The sequence below is a fragment of the Streptomyces sp. NPDC096311 genome (genome assembly GCF_044763085.1).
Taxonomy (GTDB): Bacteria; Actinomycetota; Actinomycetes; order Streptomycetales; family Streptomycetaceae; genus Streptomyces.
Window position 1 is genome coordinate 138,490 of sequence record NZ_JBIWFN010000025.1, and the last position, 23,390, is coordinate 161,879.

The window sequence follows — 23,390 nt, forward strand, 5'->3', positions numbered from 1 at the left end:
GCTCCCACCTGCGAACTTGAGCGCGGCCGGGGCCCAACCGTGCAGGTGTGCGCACGTCTCGGCAGTCAGTTCTTCACATGCTGCACGGCATTGTTCCGTCCCCGCGCTTGTCGCCCCGTGCCCGAAAGGGACAGTCCCACCGCAATGGCGCGGAGGGGGGCGCGCGAGTGTGCAGATCCGCTGTCCGCCGTGAGGCGCCTGCGTATTCGATGTGCAGATTCCCTGAAGTAGGGATTCCGTTCCTGTCGGAAGACGGACCGTTACCGGTCGGTAGCGGAGCGTGTCGGACTGGCTGCTCACTCGGTGTAATGGCCCGATTGCCTGGTATTTCATGTGTTTGGCCCAGCCAACTCGGCTCTTTTTTAAACACAGTTGAACAGCCCGCGAGGCTCACGCGTATCAACAGGCATCCAGGCGCCCCCTAGTCAGCCGCCGGACGGTGGCCTCGACCCCGTCCCCAGGAGGTCAAAGAGTTGAGTCACAAAAGGATTCCCAAGCGCAAGGCCGCCATCGCTGTCGGAGGCGTCGCGGCGCTCGGAGCGGCGGCCCTGCTGCTGCCCCACGCCAACGCCTCGCAGACCGACGCGAAGGACGCCACTCCCAAGACGCTGAAGTCCGCGGACGCCTCGAGCCTGGCCTCGCTCATCGCCTCCCAGCTCGGTGACGCCTTCGGCGGCGCGTACTGGGACGCCTCGAAGCAGCAGGTCATCATCAATGTCGTCGGCAACAACAGCAATGTCGTCAACACCGTCGAGAAGGCCGGCGCTGTTCCCCGCAGCGTCAACAACAGCCTGTCCTCGCTCAGGACGGCTGCCAAGACACTGAAGTCCGACGCGACCATCCCCGGCACCGCCTGGTCGATCGACCCCAAGACGAACCAGGTCCAGGTCACCGCCGACAGCACGGTCACGGGTGCGAAGTGGGCCAAGCTGACGTCGACCGTCGACTCGCTCGGTTCTGGCGTGGCCACGGTCAAGAAGTCCGCCGGTACGTTCAAGACCTTCGTGTCGGGCGGTGATGCCATCTTCGCCCAGACGGACGCGGGCGGTGTCCGCTGTTCCCTCGGCTTCAACGTCACAGCGAGCGACGGCGCCCCCGCCTTCCTGACGGCCGGACACTGCGGTGTCGCGGCCAAGCAGTGGTCGGACTCGCAGAACGGGCAGCCGGTCGCGACCGTCGACCAGGCCACCTTCCCCGGTGCCGGCGACTTCTCCCTCGTGAAGTACGACGACCCCGCCACCCAGGCGGCGAGCGAGGTGAACGAGGGCAACGGGAAGACCGTCCAGATCACCCAGGCGGCGGACGCCACGGTGGGTCAGCAGGTTCTCCGGATGGGCAGCACCACCGGTCTGCACGACGGCTCGGTCACCGGTCTCGACGCCACGGTCAACTTCCAGAGTGAGACCGACCCCAACGGCGTCGACACCGTCACCGGTCTCATACAGACCGACGTCTGCGCCGAGGCGGGCGACAGCGGCGGCTCCCTGTTCACCGCGGACGGCAGTGCGATCGGCCTGACCTCCGGCGGCAGCGGTGACTGCACCGTCGGCGGCGAGACCTTCTTCCAGCCCGTGACCGCGGCCCTCCAGGCGACCGGCGCGACGCTCGGCGCGGGTGGCGCCGCGGGTGCCGGCGACGCGAGCGCCGCGGCGACCGACCCGGCGGCCACCGACCCGGCCGCGACCGACCCGGCGGCCACGGACCCGGCCGCGACCGACCCGGCAGCCACGGACCCGGCCGCGACCGACCCCGCGGCCACGGACCCGGCGGCCACCGACCCGGCCGCGGGCGACCAGTCCGGGGCCGGCAGCGACCAGTCCGGGACCGGCAGCGACCAGTCCAGCACCGGTATGGACGCCGGCTCCGGCCTGGTGACCAGCACCCCGTGACACCGGTGACCACGAGCCACTGACCCGGCCGCGCCACCACGGCCCGGTCGGCAGTGGAAGGGTCCGGCCCTCCGGCGGGAGGGCCGGACCCCACCGCGTTTCCACCGCCGCTCACGAGAGGGCCGGACCCCGCGGGATTCCGGTACCGCTCAGTCGTGGGGACGCGCCCGCAAGAGAAGCAGCGCCACGTCGTCGAGCCGCTCCTGCGTCGCCGCCCCGCTCTGCTCGACGAGACGGTCGGCCAGCGCGTTCAGCGACAGGTCACCGGCCTCGGTGAGCTTGCGGCCGAGGTCGGCCAGGGCGTCCTCGATGTCCACGCCGGGCGACTCGATCAGACCGTCGGTGTACAGGGCGAGGACCGAACCGGGGACGAGCGGCACCTCGGTCGTCGGATACGTGGCCGCCGCGTCGATCCCCAGCAGTGGCCCACCGGCCAGGTCGAGCACCCGGACCCGCCCGTCCGGCCGCAGCAGCAGCGGGGGAGGATGACCCGCGCGCGCCATGACGGCCACCTCGCGCGCCGGGTCGAGACGCAGATAGAGACAGCTCGCGAACAGCTCGGCCCCCAGGTCGATCAGCAGCCGGTTGGTGCTGCGCATGACCTCCTCCGGCGGCTGACCGACGGTCGTGTACGCCCGTACGGCCGTGCGGATCTGTCCCATCAGGCCCGCCGCCGTCACGTTGTGCCCCTGCACGTCACCGATGACCGCGGCGGCCAGACCCTGCGAGGGCACCAGGTCGTAGAAGTCCCCGCCGATCTCCATCCCCTGAGTGGCCGGGAGATAGCGCGCGGCCGCCTCGATCGAGGGCAGCGCGGGCAACGAGTGCGGCAACAGCGCGGCCTGCAGACCCTGTGCCAGGAGCAGCTTGGCGTCGTAGAGCAGGGCCCGCTCCAGGGCCTGCGCGATCAGACCGCAGAGGCTGGCCAGCACGGCACGCTCGTCCGCCGGGAAGGTGTGCGGTTGCGCGTACCCGAGGACGCAGGTGCCCACCGGCCGTCCGGACGCGATCAGCGGCAGATACGCCCACGCCGCCATCCCGTCGGGTGTCGCACTTCGGTTCGGGTAGAGGCGCTCCAGTTGCTGACGGGAGTCGAAGAACGTCGGCACCCCGCTCTTCAGGGCCTGGGTGCCCGGGGTCTGCGCGCTCAGTGGCACCCCGTGCCAGCGCTCCACGATGTGCGCGTCCGCGTACCCACGATGGCCGAGCACGTGCAGGCGGCCGGATCGCGAGCCGAGGACGACCAGGGCCTTGCTGCCGACGGCCGGCGCGATCTCGTCCGCCACCAGCTGCACCACGTCCTCGACGCTCGCCGCCTGGGTGAGCGCGCCGGCCAGACTCAGCACCTGAGTGATCGTCACCAGGCGCGGGGTGGTGTCGTCCTCGCCGTGCCGGGACTCGACGCGCCCCATCTCGGCCACCGCCCGGGCCCGGGAGATGCGCACGCTCAGTCCGGTCGTACCAGGATAGAGCCGGAACGACAGCCAGTTGCCGGGCGGCCGCAGCGCCACGAACGACGTCACATGCTGGCTGATCAGCGCGGCCCGGTAACGGTCCTCGTAGACGGGGTCGTTGAGCCAGGGCACCGACGCCCAGAGCTGGGTGCCCAGCAGCCCGCTGACCGGGACGCCGAGCATGTCGGCCGTCGCGGCGTTGGCGAAGCTGACCCGGCCGTTCAGATCCAGCGCGCACATCCCGTACGGCAACCGCGCCACCATCCGCGCCGCCTCCACCGTGCCGAGCGTGCCGGTGGCCGGTGCTGCGGACGGCGCGAGCAGATCGGGCTCGGGGTGGACCGGAAGGTGCGCCGCCGCGGCCCGCTCCAGACGCAGCGCGAGCCGGGCGCAGGACGCGGTGAGCTGGTCGCGTTCCCGGTCGGAGAGGTCCGGGGGGTGCGAGCCGGGCCAGGTCACGAAGACGGCGCCGTACACGGTGCCCTCGGTCGCCACCGGGAGGGCGGCCAGCGCGAAGGGGTACGGCAGGACCACGGCGATCCGCGGGAAGCGGCGGGCCATCTCCTCCTCGCCACCGACCCAGACCAGCCGCCGCTCCCGCACCGCCACGGCGACCGGAATCGGCGCGTTGAGCCCCACCCTCTCCCACGGCGCCGCGAACGACCTGGGCATGCCCGCCATGACCGCCATCTCCAGCACGGACTCATCCGGCGTCAGCAGGTACACCGCCCCGGAGTGGGCGTGGACCTCCTCCAGGATCGAGGCCAGCGTCAGTGCCAGCAGCGGCCGTCCGACGGGCGTCGGCCGATCCGCCGGCGCCTGCTCGGACCTCTGCCAGCCGGACACGCCGACCACCTCCTCGCAGGGCCGTGCGACGGGCTCAGGGATCAAGGCTCCCTCGTGACGGCCCCTTCCGCACGGCGAGCGCCACGCGCGGCACAGGGTGCCGCTTTCCGGGCTCCGTCGCAGGCCCGACGGCCCCGGAACGGTCGCAGGGGCTGCGCGAGCGTCCCGGAAGCGCTGTAATTGCGGACGTGGTCAGTGAGGGCGCTGCGGAACGCGGAAAGAGGACGCTGCGTGCCGAACTTGCCCTCAAGACGCCCACCCCGGACCTGGACCCGCGCGAGCGACAGCGCCGCGTGCTCGAACAGGCACTCGTCTTCGCGGGCGCGAGCGTCGTCGCGGTGTACTCGCCCACCGAGAGCGGCGACGAGCTGTACCTGTCCGAGTCGGCAGGCGTCCCCAGGACGCTCTACGGCCTGCGCGACAGCTATGTCCTCCCCGGCGGCTCCCCGGCGGCGGACGCGTACCGCTCGGGCCGACCGCTGTGGCTCGGCCCGGCGGAGATCGCCCGCTGCGCCGACGCCCGCAGGCTGCCGTCCCAGGACTTCTGGCTGGCTGTCCTGCCCCTGGCGGACGGCGGCTGCCTCGTGGCGGCCGGCGAGCGCCCGGGCGGCTTCGACGAGGAGGACCGGGAGTGCCTCGGTCTGATCGCCGAGGCCGCCGTCACCCCCGCGCCCGGCTCGCCGCGCGCCGCCGCCCGGCCCACCAGCTCGTTCGACCTCGCCATGGACACCGGACACCTGGAGGTCGACGACGAGATGCTGGAGCTGTTCGGCCTCGACCCGGGCGAGTTCGACGGCAAGGTCGAGAGCCTGCTGTCGATGACCGTCCCCGAGGACCTGCCCGCGCTGATGTCCGTGGTGGAGGCGGGCCACATGTCCATCGGCGACCGCGAGCTGGAGTTCCGCATCCTCCAGCCCTCCGGAGAGCCGAAGTGGCTACGGCTGCGCGGCCGACTCGTGCCCGGCGGAGCGGGGCTCCCGGCGCACCTCGTGGGCACCGTCACCGACGCCTCCACACTGCGCTCCGGCGTCAGCGACGTGGTCCGCGTCCAGCGACTCGCCTCGACCCTCGCCACCGCGGGCACCGTCCGTGACGTCGGCCGGGCCGTGGTGGCCGCGCTGCGGGGCCCCCTGCGGGCCGACCGGATCGCCCTCGCCGAACTGGAGGGCGACCGCCTCGTCGTCACCCTCCTCGACCCTCCCGAACCCGAAGCCTGGCCCGAGGTGTGGCGCTCCGAGTGGCGCTCGGAGTGGCCCGACGCGCCCGTACGCGCCATGCCCACGCTGGAGGCGGCCCTCATCGAGGGGCGCCCCGCCGTCTGGCCCGCCGGAGCACCCCTGGAACCGGCGCTCGCCGACGTCGGCCCCGGCGGTCTCGCCATCCTGCCGCTGCCCGCCGGCGGCCGGATGGCGGGTGCGTGTCTCATCGGCTGGGACGACCCGCACGAGTTCGGCTCCGACGAGCGCGCACTGCTCACCGCGTCCGCGGGCCTCGCGGGCCAGGCCCTGACACGCGCCCGCGCCTTCGACGCCGAACACGAACTGGTCGGCACGCTCCAGCGCTCCCTGCTGCCGCGGCGCCTGCCCCGGATCCCCGGCGCGGTCGCCGTCGCCCGCTATCTGCCCACCACGGCAGGCCTGGAGGTCGGCGGCGACTGGTACGACGTCATCCCGCTGCCCGACAACCACGTCGCCCTCGTCATCGGCGACGTCCAGGGCCACAACGCCCAGGCGGCCACCCTGATGGGCCAGATGCGCACGGCCCTGCGCGCGTACGCCGTCGAGGGCCACCCCCCGGACGTCGTCGTGCAGCACGCCAACCGACTCCTCATGGACCTGGAGACCGACCTCTTCGTCACCTGCTGCTACGTCGACGTGGACCTGGAGGAGGGCACCGCCTGGTGCGTACGCGCCGGACACCACCCGCCCGTGCTGCGCCACCCGGACGGCACAACGGAGGTCACCATGTCCGAGGGCGGACCCCCACTGGGCGTCGTCACGCAGGCCGACTTCCCGATGATCCCGCTGCGCCTCCAGCGCGGCACGGTCCTCGCCCTGACCACGGACGGTCTCGTCGAGTCCGCCGAGGTCGACATCGAGGACGGACTGAACCGACTGGCCGGCGTACTGACCGCGTCCGACCCCGCCCACCTCGGAGTGGTGGCCGACGGACTGCTCACGGGCGCGAACCGCAGCGACGACGTGGCCCTCCTCCTGATGCGCTACGACGGTCTGGAGACCCGCCCGCTGCGGGAGAGCTGGACGGTGTGGCGCGTCCCGGAGGCGGTCCGGCACGCCCGCCGCTTCACCCGGCGCACCCTGCGCGCCTGGGGCGTGCCCGACGACAGCATGGACGGCGCGCTCCTCGTCGTCTCCGAACTCGTCACCAACGCCCTCGTGCACACCGACGGGCAGGTCAGACTCGACATCACCCTCATCAACCACCGCCTGCGGATCTCCGTCGCCGACACCTCACCCCGTACGCCCGTCAAGCCCACCAGCATCGGCTGGGAGGCCACCGGCGGCCGCGGCATCCTCCTCGTCGAGGCCATGTCGGCGACCTGGGGCACCGTGCCGGTCAGCGGCGGCAAGCAGGTGTGGAGCGAAATCCCGCTGGACGCAGGCGGATAGGGTCGGGCACCAGGTGCTCCTGGGGGCGGGGGCCGGATTACACACGGGGGGACTGCGCATGGTGAAGACGCCTGAGCGGATATGGGAGGAAGCCGGCCTGGCCGCACGGCGGCTGGCAGGGCTGGCGCTCAACCCGTCCACCCCGCAGGACGTCCTGCTGCGGCTTCTCGCCGACGGTCCGGCGGCGGTACGGATGGTGCTGTGCCGCGACCGGGTCCTGCCCGACGCCGTCGTGGACGCGGTGGTCGAGCACCCCGACACGTACACCCGCAGCTTCTTCGCCCGCAATCCCCACGTCGGTCCGGCCCAGCGGGTACGACTGATCGACGATCCGGAGTGGTTCGTCCGCGCCCACTTCGCCGATGGGCCCCGGATGCCTTTCGGGGGCAGGCCCCGACCACTGCCCGACGAGGCCCTCGTCCACATGATCAGGACGTACGGGAACGACGAACTCGGCGGCGTCTTCTACCAGCAGATCTCCACCGAGTTGCTGCGGACGATGCACACGCACCCGGACGCGAAGGTCCGCCGCTGGGGGGTCGGCGCGTGGGAGTGGCTGTCCGCCGACGCCCGGGCCGCGCTGCTGGCGGACCCCGACGAGGGCGTCCGGGACAGGGCGCTGCTGCACACGCACAACGAGGACGCGGACTGGTTGGAGAGCGCGCTGCCCGCTCATTCCTGTCACGCACGCACCGGCATGCTGTGCAACCTGCCCCTCACCAGAGCCGTCGTGGACCTTGTCCTGACCGCTCCGGCCAGTGACGACGAGCGGGCGATGATCGCCGGCAACCCCAGCCTCCCCGCCGATGTGGTGATCCTGCTGGCAGCCGATCCGGACCCGGAGGTCCGGGAGGGCATCGCGTACCGCGCGGACCTCGGACCCGCCGAACGCCGTGCGCTGGCCGTGGACCCCGACCCCACGGTGCGGCTCGCGCTGTCCGTGCACCCGGCGCTGAGCGAGGAGGAGCGGGCCGCGATCGACTACGAGGTGCCCACGGACTGCGGTTTCCACCACCGGCCCGCACCGTCGGTGCCACGGGACCCCGAGAGCGTCCGCCGGGACGCCCTGTCCGCCCACCCGATGCTGCGCAGGAGGGCGGCCGGGGTCCACACGCTCCCGCCGGACCTCGTGGCACGCCTGGCCGACGACGAGGACCTCGGCGTACGCGTCACGCTCGCCCAGAACCATCCCGACGCCCCCGCGGCCCTGCTGCTGCGCAGTTTCCTGGAGTACACCGGTCCCGACCGCGCGCACCTCGCCACCCGGCCGAACTTCCCGACCACCCGACTGGCCGCCTTCGCCGACCACGAGGACCCCGACGTCAGGGCCCTGGCCGTGCGCGACCCCGAGACCGCGCCGGCCGTCGTGGAACGCCTCACCAGGGACCCGGACCCCGCCGTACGGGCCGCGGCGACCCGCCACCCGAACCTCCCGCGGCCCCGGCTGACGGAACTCCTCGACGACGAGGAACTGGCCCATCCGGCAGCCGCGAACCCGGCGTTGGACGTGGCGGAGATACGGCGGCTGGCGCGGACGCTCGCAGACCCGGCCGGGCCCTGCGTCGACACGCCGAGCTGAGCGGTCCGGCCCGGTCGGTTGTTCCAGCGCATCGGCGCCGAGGCGTACGGACCGATGACCGGACGGTAGTTGAACATCGGCCCGGGACGACACGTGAGAGAGAGTATGGGAACCCCACTCACCGTCTCTCCACCGCTGCAGCGGCCCGAAACGCGTGGTCGCGGCCAGGTGCTGGGCCTTGACGGGCTCCGCGGCCTGGCCGCGCTCTACGTGCTGCTCTTCCACTGCTGGCTTCTGACCATGCCGGGTTTTCCCAAGAACTCGGGTCCCGCCTGGCTGGGCTGGCTGATGTACGGGCGTCTCGCCGTGGTCTTCTTCCTGGTGCTGTCCGGTTTCTCCCTGGCCATCTCGCCGGCGCGCAACGGTTGGCACCTGGGCGGCGTTTCCCGGTTCCTGCGGCGGCGCGCGTGGCGCATCCTGCCTCCCTACTGGGCGGCCCTCGCGTTGAGCCTGGCGGTCGCCTGGTTCGTGGTGCCCGCCTCACATTTCGGACCGCCGACCGGCGCATCGGTTCTGGTGTACGGCTTCGTGGTCCAGGACATGTTCACGGCTCCCACGCCGAACGGGGCGTTCTGGTCGATCGGCGTGGAGGCGGAGCTCTATCTCGTCTTTCCGCTCCTCCTTCTCCTCCGACGGCGGCTGGGCGCGGTCGTCCTGATCGCGGGCGTGACGCTCCTGGTGATCGCGCGTGGCCTGCTGGCGCCGAACGCGTCACCGGTGGAAGGCGTGAACTGGCTGACGCCGAACCTCGCCCCCGTGTTCGTCGCGGGACTGGTGGGCGCGGGGATCGTCGTCGCGCCGGAGAAGGTCCGGCGGCTGCCGTGGCACTGGCTCGCCGCTCTGGCCGCCCTGCCGGTGGTGGCGCTTGTCGTCATCAAGGGGTCGGTGTGGACGGTGGACCACTATTTCTGGATCGATCTCGCCGTGGCGCCCGCCATGACCATGATGATCGCGGCGGTTGCCACCGGCAGACCCGCGTTCCTCATGCGGCTCCTGGCCACGCGTCCGATGCGCGGCCTCGGCGACTTCTCCTACAGCCTCTACCTGGTTCACCTGCCGATCGTCATGATCGTCTGCCGGAAGATGGCCCCCCATTTCGTATCGCCCGGTCTGCCCGCGTTCTGGTTCACGCTGACACTGGCACTGCCCGCCTCGGTGCTGGGAGCGTGGCTGTTCGCCAAGCTGTTCGAGCTGCCGTTCAAGCGGAACCGATCATGGAAGTCCATGTTCGCGGCAGGGCGCGGGCCGGCACGACCGCACTCCTCGCGGTGACCCGACCGCACTCCTAGGGTGGGTGCCGTGCGTCTGCTCCTGATGTCCGACACCCACCTGCCCCAGCGGGCCGAGGCGCTGCCGCCGCAGCTGCTGGCCGAACTCCCGCACGCCGACGTCGTCGTCCACGCGGGCGACTGGGTGGACACCGCCACCCTCGATCTGCTGGAGGAGCGGGCACGCAGGCTCGTCGGGGTGTACGGCAACAACGACGGCCCGGGCCTGCGCGCCCGCCTCCCCGAGGTCGCCCGCGTCGACCTGGACGGTCTGCGCCTCGGCGTCGTCCATGAGACCGGTGCCGCCCAGGGCCGCGAACGGCGTTGCGCCGAGCGCTACCCCGACCTCGACGTCCTGGTCTTCGGACACAGCCACATCCCCTGGGACACCACCACCGGGACGGGCCTGCGCCTGCTCAACCCGGGCTCCCCGACCGACCGCCGCCGCCAGCCGCACCACACGTACATGACCGCGACCGTGACCGAAGGACAGCTGACCGAGGTGACCCTGCACCGCGTCGACCCCGGCTGAGGCACTCAGGCGTGCCGGTGCCGTCGGATGCGCACGAAGACCAGTGCCAGTACGGCGGTGGCCACCGCGACCGCCACGCGTTTGGCGACCGGCGGCCCGGCGGTCCGCAACAGGTCGATCGGCTCGACCGGTTGGACCGGTTGGACCGGCGGCACCGGTTGGACTGGTCGTGCCGGCTGGAACGGTTCGACCGGCTCGGGTGACTCGGTTCGTCCGGCCGGTTCCTCGAGGCGCCGCGCCAGACACTCCGCGAACTGCCCGACCAGCTTGTCGCCCACCTCCGCCATGACGCCGCGACCGAACTGCGCCGGACGCCCCGTGACGGTCAGATCGGTCCGCACCGACACCGCCGTGCCGCCGTCGCGTTCGGCGAGCGTGCCCGTGACCGTGGCCCGTGCCGTGCCCTGGCCACGGGTCTCCTTGCCGTTCGCGATCAGTACCATCCGGTGCGCGGACTCGTCCTGTTCCTCGAAGACGGCGGTGCCCCGGTACGTCACCGTGATGGGCCCCACCTTGACCTTCACCGAACCGGTCACGGTCTTGCCGTCGTAGTCGTCCACCGTCGCGCCCGGCATGCACGGGGCGATCCGTTCGACGTCGAGGAGCGCCCGCCAGGCGTCGTCGACGGGAACGGGGACGGTGAACTCATGATGCAGTTCCATGCTGCTCTCCTCCAGGCGTGCCGACGGGTCCGGCAGGCGTATCGACGGGACCGGGATGGATCGCCCCGCCCGTCGCCGTCAGCGGCGCCCCGCTGCCGCCCCACCGCAGTGCGACGATCTCCGCGGCGACGGACACGGCCACCTCCTCCGGCGTACGGGCGCCGAGGTCGAGCCCGACCGGCGAGCGCAGCCGGGACAGCTCGCCCTCCGACAGACCGGCGTCGACGAGCCGTTTCCTGCGGTCGTCGTGGGTACGACGGCTGCCCATCGCCCCGATGTACGCGGCCGGGCGGCGCAGTGCCTCCTCCAGCAGGGGCACGTCGAACTTCGGGTCGTGGGTCAGGACGCAGATCACCGTGCGCGCATCCGTCTTCGTACCGCGCAGATAGCGGTGCGGCCAGTCCACGACGACCTCCACACCCGCCGGGAACCGTTTCGCGGTGGCGAAGACCGGGCGGGCGTCGCACACCGTGACCCGGTAGCCGAGGAAGTCCCCGATGCGGGCCACCGCCGCCGCGTAGTCGATCGCGCCGAAGACGAGCATGCGCGGGGGCGGCGCGAAGGAATGGAGGAAGACGGTCACGGCGTCCTCGCGGCGCTCGCCGTGCGGCCCGTAGTGCCGCCGGATCGTGGCGCCCTGGGCCAGTTCGCCGCGGGCGTCGGCGGTGACGGCCACGTCCAGACCCGTGGAGCCCAGCGAACCGGCCACCTCGTCCGGCCACACCGCGAGCGTGGCCCCGAGCGGCGCCGGTCCCTCGATCACCGTCGCCACCGTCACGGGCCGGCCGGCGGCCACCGAGTCGGCCACCGCGGCGAACGAGGGGTCCTCGGCGGGCGTCACCCGGCGGATGAGCAGGGTGATCTCGCCGCCGCAGGTGAGTCCCACGGCGAACGCGTCCTCGTCGCTGTACCCGAAGGTCTCCAGACGGGCCTCGCCGGACGCCACCACCTCCTGGGCCAGTTCGTACACCGCCCCCTCGACACAGCCGCCGGACACACTGCCCACGACCTCGTCGCCGGGCCCCACGGCCATGGCGGCTCCCGGGTCCCGGGGCGCGCTGCGGCTGACAGTGACCACCGTGGCGAGCCCGAAGGGGGAGCCCGCCGCGTACCACCGCTCCAGCGCCGGGAGGATCTCACGCATCGCTCGCTCCGCTCACCACAGGGTGCGTCCCACTCAAGAGTCCGCTCCTCTCACCGCCGCCGCCAGCCGCTCCAGCGCGGCCGGACTGTGTCCCTCGACGAACGCGTCCACGCTCGGCAGCGCCGCGGCCATCCCGCCGGCCAGGGGCGCGTAACCGGGTCGGGCCTTGCGCGGATTCGCCCAGATCACCCGGTGCGCGAGCCGGTGCAGGCGGCGCATCTGCTCCGCGAGCAGAGCCGGATCGCCACGCTCCCAGCCGTCGGACAGCACGACGACCACCGCGCCGCGCGCCATGCCCCGCCGCCCCCACCGGTCCAGGAAGCCGCGCAGCATCTCACCCAACCGGGTGCCGCCACGCCAGTCCGGAACCGCCGCCGCGAGCGCGGCCATGGCCGTGTCGGGATCCCGGTGCGCCAGTTCACGGGTCACCCGGGTCAGCCGGGTACCGACCGTGAAGACCTCCGTGCGGGTGCCCCGTGCGGCACCACCCATGCGGGGGCCGTGGAGGGCCGCGTGCGCGAAACGCAGCAGCGCGTCCGCGTACGGCCCCATCGAGCCGCTCACGTCCACGAGCAGCACCACCCGGCGCGGCCGGTCCGCTCGCGCCCGGTGCCGCAGCCGCGCCGGCTCCCCGCCGCCGCGCAGCAACTCCCGTACCGTGCGCCGCGGATCGACGGCACCCCGCCGGGCCGGATGCCGCCGCGCGGTGCGCCGGACCTCGCCGCGCAGGGTGAACGCGGTCCGCAGCCGCCGCAGTTGGTCGCGCTCGGCGGCGGTCAGCTCGGCGAAGTCCCGGTGGCGCAGTACGTCCGTGGAGTCGGCCAGCACGGCCACGGGTACGGCGTCCTCGGCCCGCGCCGCCGGGCGGGGCACCGTACCGGCGCCGCGCAGGACCGTCCGGGTCCGCGGCGGGGGAGCGGCCCGGGCCGGGGCGCCGCCGGGCCGGCCGCCGAAGTACGCCGCGAAGACCCGCTCGTAGCGCTCCAGGTCGTCCTGGCTCCCGCACAGGGTGAGACGGCCCGCCCAGTACACGTCCGAGCGCGCGCCGGGATCGAGTACGTCGAGCGCGCCGAGGAAGGCCTGCACGCGGTCGGGCGAGGCGTCGACGCCCGCGGCGCGCAACGCGCGGGCGAACCCGACGACCACGGCGGACGCGTCGACGGCGCGCCGTTGTCCCACCTCGATCCCGCCGTCTGCGCCCTCCCCGCGGCTCCGGCCGTCCCGGCCGTTCACGCTGCTCACGGCTCCCGTGCCGCGAGGATCGCCGCCAGATCCAGCCCCCGTGCCCGCTCGGTGTCCTCCCGGTACTTCAGCACCGAGCCCAGGGTCGCCACCGCCAGCTCCGCGTCCACCTCGCTCGCCCCCAGCGTGTCCAGAGCCTCCGCCCAGTCGATGGTCTCCGCGACGCCGGGCGGTTTGACCAGGTCCTCGGCGCGCAGGGCCTGCGCGAGTGCGGTCACCTGCTCGGCCAGCCGCTCCGTGACCCGCGGCAACCGCCTCCGCACGATGGCGAGTTCACGGGCGAACCCGGGATGGTCGAACCAGTGGTAGAGGCACCTTCGCTTCAGCGCGTCGTGCACTTCGCGCGTCCGGTTCGAGGTCAGCACCACGATGGGCGGCAGCTGCGCCCGCAGGGTGCCCAGTTCCGGAATGGTGATCGTGTACTCGGACAGCAGCTCCAGCAGGAACGCCTCGAACTCGTCGTCCGCGCGGTCGATCTCGTCGACCAGCAGCACCGACGGCTGGGTCTCCAGCGCCCGCAGCAGTGGACGCGTGACGAGGAACCGCCGGTCGTACAGCTCCCCTTCGAGCCGGTCGGCATCCGTCACGCCCGCCGCCTCGGCCGCCCGCAGGTGCAGCAGCTGACGTGGGAAGTCCCAGTCGTACAGGGCCTGGGAGGCGTCGATGCCCTCGTAGCACTGGAGCCGGATCAGCGGAGCGTCCATCGCCTCGGCCAGGGCGGACGCGAGCGCGGTCTTGCCCACGCCCGCGTCGCCCTCGCAGAACAGCGGCCGGTGCAGCCGCAGCGCCAGGAAGCAGGCCACGGCCAGCCCGTCGTCGACGAGATACCCCGTCTTCTCCAGGCGGGCCCGCACCTCCGCCGGACCGCTCACCTCGTGCATGGGCGCTACTCCAGGGCGGCCAGCACCGCGCGTCGCGTCAGCACCCGGGCCAGGTGCGCGCGGTACTCGGGTGAGCCCGAGGGATCGGACGACGGATGCGTGCCCTCCGCCGCCGACTCGGCGGCCCGTGCCACCGCGCCCGGTTCGGCGTCGGCGCCGGTGAGCGCCGCCTCGGTGGATGTGGCCCGCAGGGGCGTGGAGCCCATGTTGGTCAGCCCGATCCGGGATTCGGCGAGGTGTCCGTCGTCCCGCCGTACGAGCGCTGCCACGCCGACCACCGCCCAGGCCTGCGCGACCCGCTGGAACTTCTCGTAGTGGAAGCCCCAGCCCTCGGTCGACGGGATCTCCACCCCCACCAGCAGTTCGTCCGGGCGCAGCGCGGTCTGCAGATAGTCGACGAAGAACTCGCGGGCCGGGATCGCGCGCCGCCCCTGCGGTCCCACCGCGATCAGGGTCGCGTCGAGGGCGAGGACCACGGCGGGCAGGTCACCGGCCGGATCGGCGTGTGCGAGCGAACCGCCGAGAGTGCCGCGATGGCGTACGGCGGGATCGGCGACCGTGGCGGTGGCCGCCGCCAGGAGCCCGGCGTGCCGACGCACCAGCGGATCGCGGATGACGTCGTGGTGCGAGGTCATCGCTCCGATGACCAGTGTGCCGGCGTCCTCGCGGATCCCGCGCAGCTCCGGGATCCGGCCGACGTCGACGACCAGTTCGGGGAAGGCGAGCCGCAGCCGGAGCAGGGGCAGCAGGCTCTGCCCGCCGGCCAGCACCTTCGCGTCCTCGCCCGCGTCCGCGAGGGTGCGCACGGCCTCGTCGACGCTCGAGGGCCGCACGTAGTCGAATGCGGGGGGAATCATGCCGACGCCTCCTCACCGGAGCGGGCGGACCCGTCCGCCGCCCGAGCGGACCGTAGGGCTTCCCAGACCCGCTGCGGCGTGCAGGGCATCCTCACCTCGGTCACTCCGAGGGGGCGCAGCGCGTCCACGATCGCGTTGACGACGGCGGGCGTGGAGGCGATGGTCCCCGACTCCCCGACTCCCTTGGAACCCAGGGGATTCGATGTCGCCGGTGTCTCCGTCCGGTCCGTCACGAACTCGGGCAGGTCGGCCGCCGAGGGCACGAGGTAGTCGGCCATCGTGCCCGAGACGAGGTTGCCCTCGTCGTCGTACACGGCCTCCTCGTACAGCGCCTGCGCGATGCCCTGCGCGACCCCGCCGTGCACCTGCCCCTCGACGATCATCGGGTTGATGACGCTGCCGACGTCGTCGACGCAGACGTAGGAGCGGATGGTGGTCCGTCCGGTCTCGGTGTCGACCTCGACCGCGCACAGGTGGGTGCCGTGCGGGTAGGAGAAGTTGTCCGGGTCGACCAGGTGCTCGGCGTTGATGGTGGGCTCCATGCCGTCGGGCAGGTCGTGCGAGGAGAACGTCTCGAAGGCGACCTCCTGGATGGTCCTGCGCGCCTCGGGCGAGCCCTTCACGGAGAACACGCCGTGCGTGAACTCCAGGTCGTGCTCGCTCGCCTCCAGCAGGTGCGCGGCCACCTTCCGCGCCTTCTCCACCACCTTGCGCGCCGCGTGGTGCACCGCGGCCCCGCCCACGACGAGCGAGCGCGAGCCGTAGGTGTCCATGCCCTGGGGCGCCGCCCTGGTGTCGCCGTGCACCACCTCGATGTCCTCGAAGGGCACCCCGAGCACATCGGCGGCGATCTGGCTCCAGCAGGTCACATGGCCCTGCCCGTGCGGGCTGGTGCCGGTGACCACCTCGACCTTGCCGGTGGGCAGCATGCGGATGCTCGCGGCCTCCCAGCCCCCGGCCGCGTACCGCAGGTCACGCAGCACCCGGCTGGGCGCGAGCCCGCACATCTCGGTGTACGTGGACACGCCGATGCCCAGGCGTACGGAGTCGCCGCGCCGGTTGCGGTCCGCCTGCTCGGCGCGCAGCTTGTCGTATCCGAAGAGGGCGAGCGCCTTGTCCGTGGCGGCCTCGTAGTTGCCGCTGTCGTAGGTCAGACCCGCGACGGACGTGTACGGGAACTCCTCGTGCCTGATCCAGTTGAGCCGCCTCAACTCGACGGGATCCAGGTTGAGTTCGACGGCCAGCTCGTCCATGATCCGTTCGATGGCGTACGTCGCCTCGGGGCGCCCCGCGCCGCGGTAGGCGTCGGTCGGCGTCCTGGTCGTGAAGACGCCGGTGCACGTGAAGTCGTACGCGTCCATCTTGTAGATCGCCGGGTACATGAAGGCGCCCAGGATCGGGATGCCCGGGGTGACGAGCATCAGATAGGCGCCCATGTCCGCGAGGAGGTCGACCTTGAGGCCGAGCAGCCTGCCCTCGCTGGTGGCGGCGATCTCGACGTCCTGGATCATGCCGCGGCCGTGGTGGGTCGCGAGGTAGCCCTCGGAGCGCGACTCGGTCCACTTCACGGGCCGTCCGAGCCGCCGGGCGACGGCCAGGGCGAGGGCCTCCTCGCCGTACACCTGGAGCTTGGAGCCGAAGCCGCCGCCGACGTCGGGGGCGATCACGCGCAGCTTCTGCTCGGGGATGCCGGTGACGACGGCGAGCATGATCCGCAGGATGTGCGGGATCTGCGTGGCCGAGTGGACGGTGTACTCGCCGGAGGCGGCGAGCGGGGTGACCACGACGGCGCGCGGCTCCATCGCGTTGGGGATCAGGCGCTGCTGGAGGTAGCGGCGCTTCAGGACGACGTCCGCGCGCTCCCGCACGGTGGCGTAGTCCGCACCGGTCGCCAGCGGCCACACGTAGCAGCGGTTGGTGCCCTTGTCGGAGTGGACCAGTGGCGCGTCCTCGGCGAGGGCGGCCTCCAGATCGAGCACCGGGGGCAGGGGTGTGTAGTCGACCTCGACGGCCTCCAGGGCGTCGGCGGCCGCGTATCGGTCGCGGGCCACGACGACGGCCACCGGGTCTCCCGCGTACCGGACCTCGTCGACCGCGATCGGCGGGTGGTCGGGCAGCACGATGTCCTCGGTGACCGGCCAGGCGCAGGGGAGTGAGCCGAGGCCCTCGGCGAGGTCCTGGCCGGTGAACGCGGCGACCACGCCGGGGCGCTCGCGGGCGGGTGCGACATCGATCCGGTCGATCCGGGCGTGTGCCATGGGGCTGCGCAGGATGGCCAGGTGGAGCAGTCCGTTGACGTTGATGTTGTCGGTCCAGTTGGTCTGCCCGGTGACCAGACGGGCGTCCTCCTTGCGCGGCCGGGAGCGGCCGACCTCGCGGTCGACGATCTGGTCCGTCACGGCGAGACCTCCTGTCGGGAGGCGGCGAGGACCGCGCGCACGATGTTCTGGTAGCCGGTGCACCGGCAGAGGTTGCCCTCCAGGGCCTCCCGTACCTCCTGCGGGCCCGGGGCCGGGTTCTCGCGCAGCAGATCGCGGGCCGCCATGATCATCCCGGGGGTGCAGTAGCCGCACTGGAGCGCGTGCCGCTCGTGGAACGCCTTCTGGAGCGCGTGCCACTCACCGTCGTGCGCCAGTCCCTGGATGGTGGTCACTTCGCTCCCGTCCGTCTGGACGGCGAGGACCGAGCAGCTCTTGACGGTCTCCCCGTCCAGGTCGACCGTGCAGGCCCCGCAGTTCGACGTGTCGCAGCCGATCGGGGTGCCGGTCAGACCCAGGTGGTCGCGCAGATAGTGGACCAGGAGAAGTCGGGGTTCGACCTCGTCCTCGTACGTGGTGCCGTCCACCTTCACCGAAATGCGGGTCATGTGCCCTCCCGGAGAGCCAGGTGAGGGGTATCAGCCATTTTACGTGGTGTGCGTCACTCTAGGGCCGGGCGGGGAGGGCGGCGAGTGCTGCGGCGGGGATTTGTTGAGCGTTAATCCGTTGCTGCCGGGCGAGGCCGCCTGCTCCACTGGGAGCGAAGCGTCCACCAAGATCAGGGAGCAGCGATGCGCACACCGTTCATGTCCCCCCAGGAAGGAATCACTCCCACTCCAAAGGACATGACACCCGGTGCATATGCTCAACCTGGGAATCCTGGCGCACGTAGACGCCGGTAAGACAAGCCTGACCGAGCGGCTGCTGCACTCGGTCGGAGTCATCGACGAGATCGGCAGCGTCGACGACGGGAACACCCAGACCGATTCCCTCGCGCTGGAGCGGCAGCGTGGCATCACGATCAAGTCCGCCGTGGTCTCCTTCGCGGTCGACGACGCGACCGTCAATCTGATCGACACCCCGGGACACCCGGACTTCATCGCCGAGGTGGAGCGCGTGCTGAGCGTGCTCGACGGCGCCGTGCTGGTGATCTCCGCCGTGGAGGGCGTGCAGGCCCAGACCCGTGTGCTGATGCGGACGCTCCGGCGGCTGCGCATCCCCACGCTCGTCTTCGTCAACAAGATCGACCGCGGCGGGGCGTGCCCCGAGCGCGTGCTCGACGCCGTCGCGGCGCGGCTCACCCCGGCGATCGTCCCCATGGGAGAGGTCCGGGCGCAGGGCACGCGGGACGCCCGCTTCGGCCCGTTCGACGAGGCAAGGCTGGCCGCGCCGTTGCTCGACCTGCTCTCCGAGCACGACGACGCGCTGCTCGCCGCGTACGTCGAGGGCCGGGTGTCGTACGACCTGATCCGCGCCGCTCTGGTGCGGCAGACCGGGCAGGCCCTGGTCCATCCGGTGTTCTTCGGCTCGGCCGTGACTGGCGCGGGGGTCGATGAACTGATCGCGGGGATCAGGGAGTTGCTGCCGCGCGCCGAGGCCGATGTCGACGGCCCGGTGTCGGGCAGTGTCTTCAAGGTCGAGCGCGGGCCCGCCGGGGAGAAGATCGCGTACGCCCGGATGTTCTCCGGGACGCTGCGGACGCGCGACCGGGTGCCTCTGGGTGACGGCAAGGAGGGCAGGGTCACCGCGATCAGCGTCTTCGACCGGGGCGCGGCGCTGCGTGAGCAGTCCGTCGCGGCGGGGCGGATCGCCAAGCTCTGGGGCCTCGCGGACATCCGGATCGGTGACACCATCGGCGTAGCGCGGAAGTCGTCGGCCGGCGAGCACCACTTCTCGCCCCCGACCCTCGAGACCGTCGTCGAACCGTGCCGTCCGGCCGACAAGGGCGCACTGCACGGCGCCCTCACCCAATTGGCCGAGCAGGACCCCCTGATCGATCTGCGCCAGGACGAGACGCGCAAGGAGATCTCCGTCTCGCTGTACGGAGAGGTGCAGAAAGAGGTCATCCAGGCGACTCTGGCCGATGACTTCGGCATCGACGTCCTGTTCCGGGAGACGACACCCCTGTGCATCGAGCGGCCCCTCACCAGCGGCGCGGCGGTCGAGTTCATCAAGAAGGGTCTCCATCCCTTTCTGGCGACCGTCGGCCTGCGCGTCGATCCGGCCCCGGTCGGCTCCGGGGTGGAGTTCCGGCTGGAGGTCGAGCTCGGAGCGATGCCGTACGCGTTCTTCAAGGCGGTCGAGGACACCGTGAAGGAGACGCTCGCGCAGGGAATCCACGGCTGGCAGGTGACGGACTGCACGGTCACCATGACCCACTCCGGCTACTGGCCCCGGCAGAGCCACGCCCACCAGGGCTTCGACAAGAGCATGTCCAGCACGGGCGCCGACTTCCGGGGCCTGACCCCCCTGGTGGTGATGGACGCGCTGCGGTCGGCGGGCACCCAGGTGTACGAGCCGATGCACCGCTTCAGGCTGGAGGCCCCGGCGGACACGCTGGGCGCGGTGCTGCCGGTGCTGGCGAAACAGGGAGCCGTCGCGGGGGCCACCGAGCTGCGGGGCGCTTCGTGCGTGCTGGAGGGCTGGATCCCGGTCGCCCGGGTCCATGGGCTGGAGCGGCAGCTCCCGGGGCTGACCCGCGGCGAGGGCGAGCTGGAATGCGCCTTCGACCACTACGCACCGGTTCTGCGGGGCACGGTCCCCGACCGCCCGCGCACCGACCTCAACCCGTTGGACCTGAAGGAGTACCTGCTGAACGTGACGCGGCGGGTCGGCGCCTGAGCCCGCGCCCGGCGACATGTCTCCCCAAGAGATCTCCAGAACATGAAACTTACTCAGGAGTCAGAAGTATTGACGCCCACTTGCGCACCCGCGAATGTTGTGGACATGTCGAAGTTACGTGCGCGTCTGCTCGGCGTCCTCGTGCTCCTCACCGGCTTCCTCTCGGCGGTGGGCGCCCAGCCCGCCGCCGCGGACGGACTCCCCGACTCCCTGTGGTTCGACGCGCCGGCGGCGGCCACTCTCACGGTCGACAAGGGCCGCTTCCTCGATGGGCTCGGCCGCGAGGTCGTCCTGCGCGGCTACAACGTCTCCGGCGAGACGAAACTCGAAGAGAACAGCGGGCTGCCCTTCGCCTCGGTCGCCGACGCCAAGAAGTCCGCGACGGCCCTGCGGGCCCTCGGTGGCGGCAACTCCGTGCGCTTCCTGCTCTCCTGGGCTCATGCCGAACCCGTACGCGGCCAGGTCGACTCCGCCTACCTCGCCGCCGTCACCGACCAGATACGCGCCTTCCTCGACGCCGGAATCCGCGTGTATCCCGACTTCCACCAGGACCTCTACTCCCGCTACCTCTTCAACTCGGGCAGCTGGTACACCGGCGACGGAGCCCCCAAGTGGGCCGTGGACGCAGGAAACTACCCGAGCGAGTCCTGCGGGATCTGCATCTTCTGGGGGCAGAACATCACCCAGAACGGGGCCGTGAAGCAGGCACAGTACGACTTCTGGCACAACGCGTACGGCGTCCAGGACGCCTTCCTCACCACGGCCCAGGCCACCATGACCTACGTCAAACAGCACCTCACCACGGCCCAGTTCGCGGGCCTCGTCGGCTTCGACCCGTTCAACGAGCCGTACGCGGGCACCTACGACTCCGGGCAGACCAGTCGCACCTGGGAGCGGGACCTGCTCTGGCCGTTCTATGTGAAGTTCCGGGCCCGGATGGACGCGGCCGGCTGGCAGGACAAGCCCGCCTTCGTCGAAGCCAACCTCTTCTGGAACTCCAACATCGACTCCCAGAAGCAGGAGGGCGGCCTGCTCGACGCGGGCACCCTCGGTCCGCGCTATGTCTTCAACACCCACTTCTACGATCAGAAGGCCATCTCGGGCATCCTCATGTGGGGCAATGCCGCGGACGGCCAGTACGCCACCGACTTCGGGACGGTCCGCGACCGCGCCTCGGCCGCGGGGACGACGGCGATCGTCAGCGAGTTCGGCCATCCGCTGTCGGGAACGGTCTCCGGCAAGGCCCCCACGGTCGACAAGGCGATGTACCAGGCCCTCGACTCCCGTCTGCCGGGGTCCACTTGGTGGACCAGACCGGCGTCCTCCGGCCCGGTGCTCTCCGGCACCCAGTGGCAGTGGGACCTCTACAGCGGCCGCCATCACGAGCTGATGAACGGCAACGCGAGCAAGGTCCTCACCTCCGGCGACGCCTGGAACGACGAGGACCTCTCGGCCGTACGCCTCGACGACTCCGGTGCGGCCGCGCTCCGTCAGGACGCCCGCCTGCTCGACCGGCTCTACCCGAGCGCGACCTCGGGCAGCACCGTCGCCTTCACCTACGAGGACCGCTCCCGGGACGGCTCCACCACCCTGACCTGGAACCCGGTTCCGTCGTCCCTGCCGCACGTCTCCCAACTGGTGGGATCGGGCCAGTACGGGCTGCTCCTGTGGCGCTCGGGCGGCGGCAGCGCTCCCACCGAACTCCATCTCCCGGCGTCCTTCCCGACCGCGTCCACGACGGTGGTCTCCGACCTCGGTGCGACGATCTCCCCGCCCGCCTACACCACGACCACCCCGATCGCCGTGGCCCCCGAACCGGGCGGTACCGGCAGTCGCCGACTGCTGCTCACCGCACCGGACTCGGGGACCCTGCACTACGCGCTGGTCACGAACGGGGCGACGGCCCCGTCCGCCGATCTGCTGAGCGCGGCCCGTTCCGAACTGAGCTCATGGGCCGCGTCGACGGTCAACTAGTCGAAGGGCCGGTCCAGTTCGCCTCCACATGGCCGAGGCGAACACGCTGGGGGTGGTCGCCGACAGGCACCGACACCGTCTTCTGCCCGGTGGCGAAGTCGATGGCGGTGACCTGGTCGGCGCCGCTCTCGGAGACGATGCAGTCCTTGCCGTCACCGCTGACGGTCGCCCAGTACGGCTTCGAGGCGGTGACGAGCGGGCCCTCCTGGAGGGTGGCCCGGTCGACGACGGTCGCGTAGTCGTCCATCGTTCCGGCGACACACAGTTTGGTGCCGGAGGGGTTCATCGAAATGCCGTGGTGGCGCGAGTCGTTGACCCACGTCGTGCGGTCGGTGCTGGTCGCGGGGTTCATCGGCAGGGTCTTCACCCGGGTGATCCGGTCGGAGGCCACGTCGTACTCCAGGAAGCCGTTGAAGAACGACACCTGGAAGTACAGCTTGGACTCGTCGGGGCTGAAGACGGCGGGCCGGACCGCGTCGGAGAAGTCCGTGAGACCGATCGCGTCCAGCCGCTGCCGCATGTCGATCACCTTGACCTGCTTGTACGTGGTCGCGTCGACGACGGTGATGTGCCGGTCGCCCTTCGTCCAGTCCAGCCACGGGTCGTCGAGCGAGGTGTTCACATCGCCGATGGCCATGTTCCAGATGTACTTGCCGTCCCGCGTGAAGATGTTCTCGTGCGGCTTGTCGCCGGTGCCGAAGGAGCCCAGCTGCTTCCCGGTGTTGATGTCCAGCACGTGCACGGTGTTCGCGGTCGACGCGGAGACCGCGACGCGGGTGCCGTCGGGGGAGACGGCCATGTGGTCGGACCGGTAACCGGCCACGGGGAAACGCCAGTTGATGTGCCCGGTCGCCAGGTCGATCGAGACGACATCGGCGAAGCTCGGGCGGGAGACGACCACCGACTTGCCGTCGGGCGTGGAGTACATGTCGTCGACGAGCTGGTCGTGGCCCTCGCCGACGCCGTTGCGGATGGCCTGGAAGTAGATCCACTTGATCGGATCGGCGTTGATCTCCGCCATCCGGGCGTCCTTGTCCGGGACGACGTTGATCCGGCCGACCTTCGCGAAGTCACCGGTGGACTTGATGACGTCCGCGGTGCCGTCCCAGTTGTTGCCCACGAACATCACTTCGCGCAGGTCGGTCGCGGCAGTCTGCGCGGCGGCCCGCGCGGGGGCCGCGGTCGCCGCACCGCCGAGGGTGAAGGTGAGGGCGACAGCGGCGGCGAGCGTACAGAGGTGTCTGGGTCTGAGGGCAGACATGGTGGGTCCCTTGTCGTAGGCGGGGGGTGCGGGTACCGAAAAGTCTGAACACGACTTCGTTCACAATGGACT

General features: G+C 71.6%; 16 protein-coding genes. 7 read left to right on the forward strand and 9 right to left on the reverse strand.

The window, feature by feature from the left end; translation table 11 throughout:
• The first annotated feature begins 473 nt into the window (after positions 1–473).
• Positions 474–1,889, forward strand: coding sequence for a S1 family peptidase (locus ACIRA5_RS44520; protein WP_403701608.1), 1,416 nt, complete (start codon positions 474–476; stop codon positions 1,887–1,889).
• Positions 1,890–2,038: 149 nt separating this feature from the next.
• On the opposite strand, the gene ACIRA5_RS44525 is transcribed toward ACIRA5_RS44520, so the two are convergent.
• On the reverse strand, positions 2,039–4,198 hold the full coding sequence (locus ACIRA5_RS44525; RefSeq protein ID WP_403701698.1) for a SpoIIE family protein phosphatase: 2,160 nt from the start codon (positions 4,196–4,198) through the stop codon (positions 2,039–2,041).
• A gap of 179 nt (positions 4,199–4,377) precedes the next feature.
• Here ACIRA5_RS44525 and ACIRA5_RS44530 point away from each other — a divergent pair, with 179 nt between their 5' ends.
• The 4 genes from ACIRA5_RS44530 to ACIRA5_RS44545 all read left to right on the forward strand — a co-directional run bounded on the left by ACIRA5_RS44530 (position 4,378) and on the right by ACIRA5_RS44545 (position 10,198).
• Positions 4,378–6,819 carry a SpoIIE family protein phosphatase gene (locus tag ACIRA5_RS44530; RefSeq protein WP_403701610.1) on the forward strand — a complete coding sequence of 814 codons (2,442 nt, stop codon included), beginning with the start codon at positions 4,378–4,380 and terminating at the stop codon, positions 6,817–6,819.
• 58 nt (positions 6,820–6,877) lie between these two features.
• A complete protein-coding gene (locus ACIRA5_RS44535; RefSeq protein WP_403701613.1) occupies positions 6,878–8,398 on the forward strand; it encodes a HEAT repeat domain-containing protein in 1,521 nt (506 codons plus the stop codon).
• Positions 8,399–8,503: 105 nt separating this feature from the next.
• A complete protein-coding gene (locus ACIRA5_RS44540; RefSeq protein WP_403701616.1) occupies positions 8,504–9,670 on the forward strand; it encodes an acyltransferase family protein in 1,167 nt (388 codons plus the stop codon).
• Between the two features lie 27 nt (positions 9,671–9,697).
• Positions 9,698–10,198 (forward strand): metallophosphoesterase family protein, encoded by a 501-nt coding sequence (locus tag ACIRA5_RS44545; protein ID WP_403701619.1) that lies wholly within the window; start codon positions 9,698–9,700, stop codon positions 10,196–10,198.
• Positions 10,199–10,203: 5 nt separating this feature from the next.
• On the opposite strand, the gene ACIRA5_RS44550 is transcribed toward ACIRA5_RS44545, so the two are convergent.
• Genes ACIRA5_RS44550 through ACIRA5_RS44580 form a run of 7 tightly spaced genes read right to left on the reverse strand, consistent with a single transcriptional unit; the run spans position 10,204 to position 17,850 of the window.
• Complete coding sequence (locus ACIRA5_RS44550) at positions 10,204–10,860, reverse strand: SRPBCC family protein (RefSeq protein ID WP_403701622.1); 657 nt, start codon at positions 10,858–10,860, stop codon at positions 10,204–10,206.
• Positions 10,844–12,004, reverse strand: a complete 1,161-nt coding sequence (locus ACIRA5_RS44555) for an XdhC family protein (protein ID WP_403701625.1) — start codon at positions 12,002–12,004, stop codon at positions 10,844–10,846. Before ACIRA5_RS44555 ends, ACIRA5_RS44550 begins: the two co-directional genes overlap by 17 nt.
• 33 nt (positions 12,005–12,037) lie before the next feature.
• Positions 12,038–13,189 (reverse strand): VWA domain-containing protein, encoded by a 1,152-nt coding sequence (locus tag ACIRA5_RS44560; protein ID WP_403701701.1) that lies wholly within the window; start codon positions 13,187–13,189, stop codon positions 12,038–12,040.
• Positions 13,190–13,242: 53 nt separating this feature from the next.
• Positions 13,243–14,127, reverse strand: coding sequence for an AAA family ATPase (locus tag ACIRA5_RS44565; RefSeq protein WP_403701627.1), 885 nt, complete (start codon positions 14,125–14,127; stop codon positions 13,243–13,245).
• Positions 14,128–14,132: 5 nt separating this feature from the next.
• A complete protein-coding gene (locus ACIRA5_RS44570) occupies positions 14,133–14,984 on the reverse strand; it encodes an FAD binding domain-containing protein (RefSeq protein ID WP_403701629.1) in 852 nt (283 codons plus the stop codon).
• Positions 14,981–17,383, reverse strand: coding sequence for a xanthine dehydrogenase family protein molybdopterin-binding subunit (locus ACIRA5_RS44575; protein ID WP_403701631.1), 2,403 nt, complete (start codon positions 17,381–17,383; stop codon positions 14,981–14,983). The genes ACIRA5_RS44570 and ACIRA5_RS44575 overlap by 4 nt, the downstream gene beginning before the upstream one ends.
• The gene (locus tag ACIRA5_RS44580) at positions 17,380–17,850 is read right to left on the reverse strand and encodes a (2Fe-2S)-binding protein (protein ID WP_403701633.1); all 471 of its coding nucleotides are present in this window, start codon (positions 17,848–17,850) and stop codon (positions 17,380–17,382) included. Before ACIRA5_RS44580 ends, ACIRA5_RS44575 begins: the two co-directional genes overlap by 4 nt.
• A gap of 247 nt (positions 17,851–18,097) precedes the next feature.
• On the opposite strand from ACIRA5_RS44580, the gene ACIRA5_RS44585 reads away from it, so the two are divergent.
• Complete coding sequence (locus ACIRA5_RS44585) at positions 18,098–20,083, forward strand: GTP-binding protein (protein ID WP_403701636.1); 1,986 nt, start codon at positions 18,098–18,100, stop codon at positions 20,081–20,083.
• A gap of 105 nt (positions 20,084–20,188) precedes the next feature.
• A complete protein-coding gene (locus ACIRA5_RS44590; protein WP_403701638.1) occupies positions 20,189–22,057 on the forward strand; it encodes a cellulase family glycosylhydrolase in 1,869 nt (622 codons plus the stop codon).
• Here ACIRA5_RS44590 and ACIRA5_RS44595 read toward each other — a convergent pair.
• A complete protein-coding gene (locus ACIRA5_RS44595) occupies positions 22,050–23,318 on the reverse strand; it encodes a YncE family protein (protein ID WP_403701640.1) in 1,269 nt (422 codons plus the stop codon). The two genes, ACIRA5_RS44590 and ACIRA5_RS44595, sit on opposite strands and share 8 nt — an antisense overlap.
• Positions 23,319–23,390 lie beyond the last annotated feature (72 nt).

Coding starts and splice junctions, on each gene's coding strand:
- ACIRA5_RS44535 (WP_403701613.1), top strand. CDS start 6,878: ATGGTGAAGACGCCTGAGCGGATATGGGAGGAAGCCGGCCTGGCCGCA.
- ACIRA5_RS44540 (WP_403701616.1), top strand. CDS start 8,504: ATGGGAACCCCACTCACCGTCTCTCCACCGCTGCAGCGGCCCGAAACG.
- ACIRA5_RS44550 (WP_403701622.1), bottom strand. CDS start 10,860: ATGGAACTGCATCATGAGTTCACCGTCCCCGTTCCCGTCGACGACGCC.
- ACIRA5_RS44555 (WP_403701625.1), bottom strand. CDS start 12,004: ATGCGTGAGATCCTCCCGGCGCTGGAGCGGTGGTACGCGGCGGGCTCC.
- ACIRA5_RS44565 (WP_403701627.1), bottom strand. CDS start 14,127: ATGCACGAGGTGAGCGGTCCGGCGGAGGTGCGGGCCCGCCTGGAGAAG.
- ACIRA5_RS44570 (WP_403701629.1), bottom strand. CDS start 14,984: ATGATTCCCCCCGCATTCGACTACGTGCGGCCCTCGAGCGTCGACGAG.
- ACIRA5_RS44580 (WP_403701633.1), bottom strand. CDS start 17,850: ATGACCCGCATTTCGGTGAAGGTGGACGGCACCACGTACGAGGACGAG.
- ACIRA5_RS44590 (WP_403701638.1), top strand. CDS start 20,189: ATGTCGAAGTTACGTGCGCGTCTGCTCGGCGTCCTCGTGCTCCTCACC.
- ACIRA5_RS44595 (WP_403701640.1), bottom strand. CDS start 23,318: ATGTCTGCCCTCAGACCCAGACACCTCTGTACGCTCGCCGCCGCTGTC.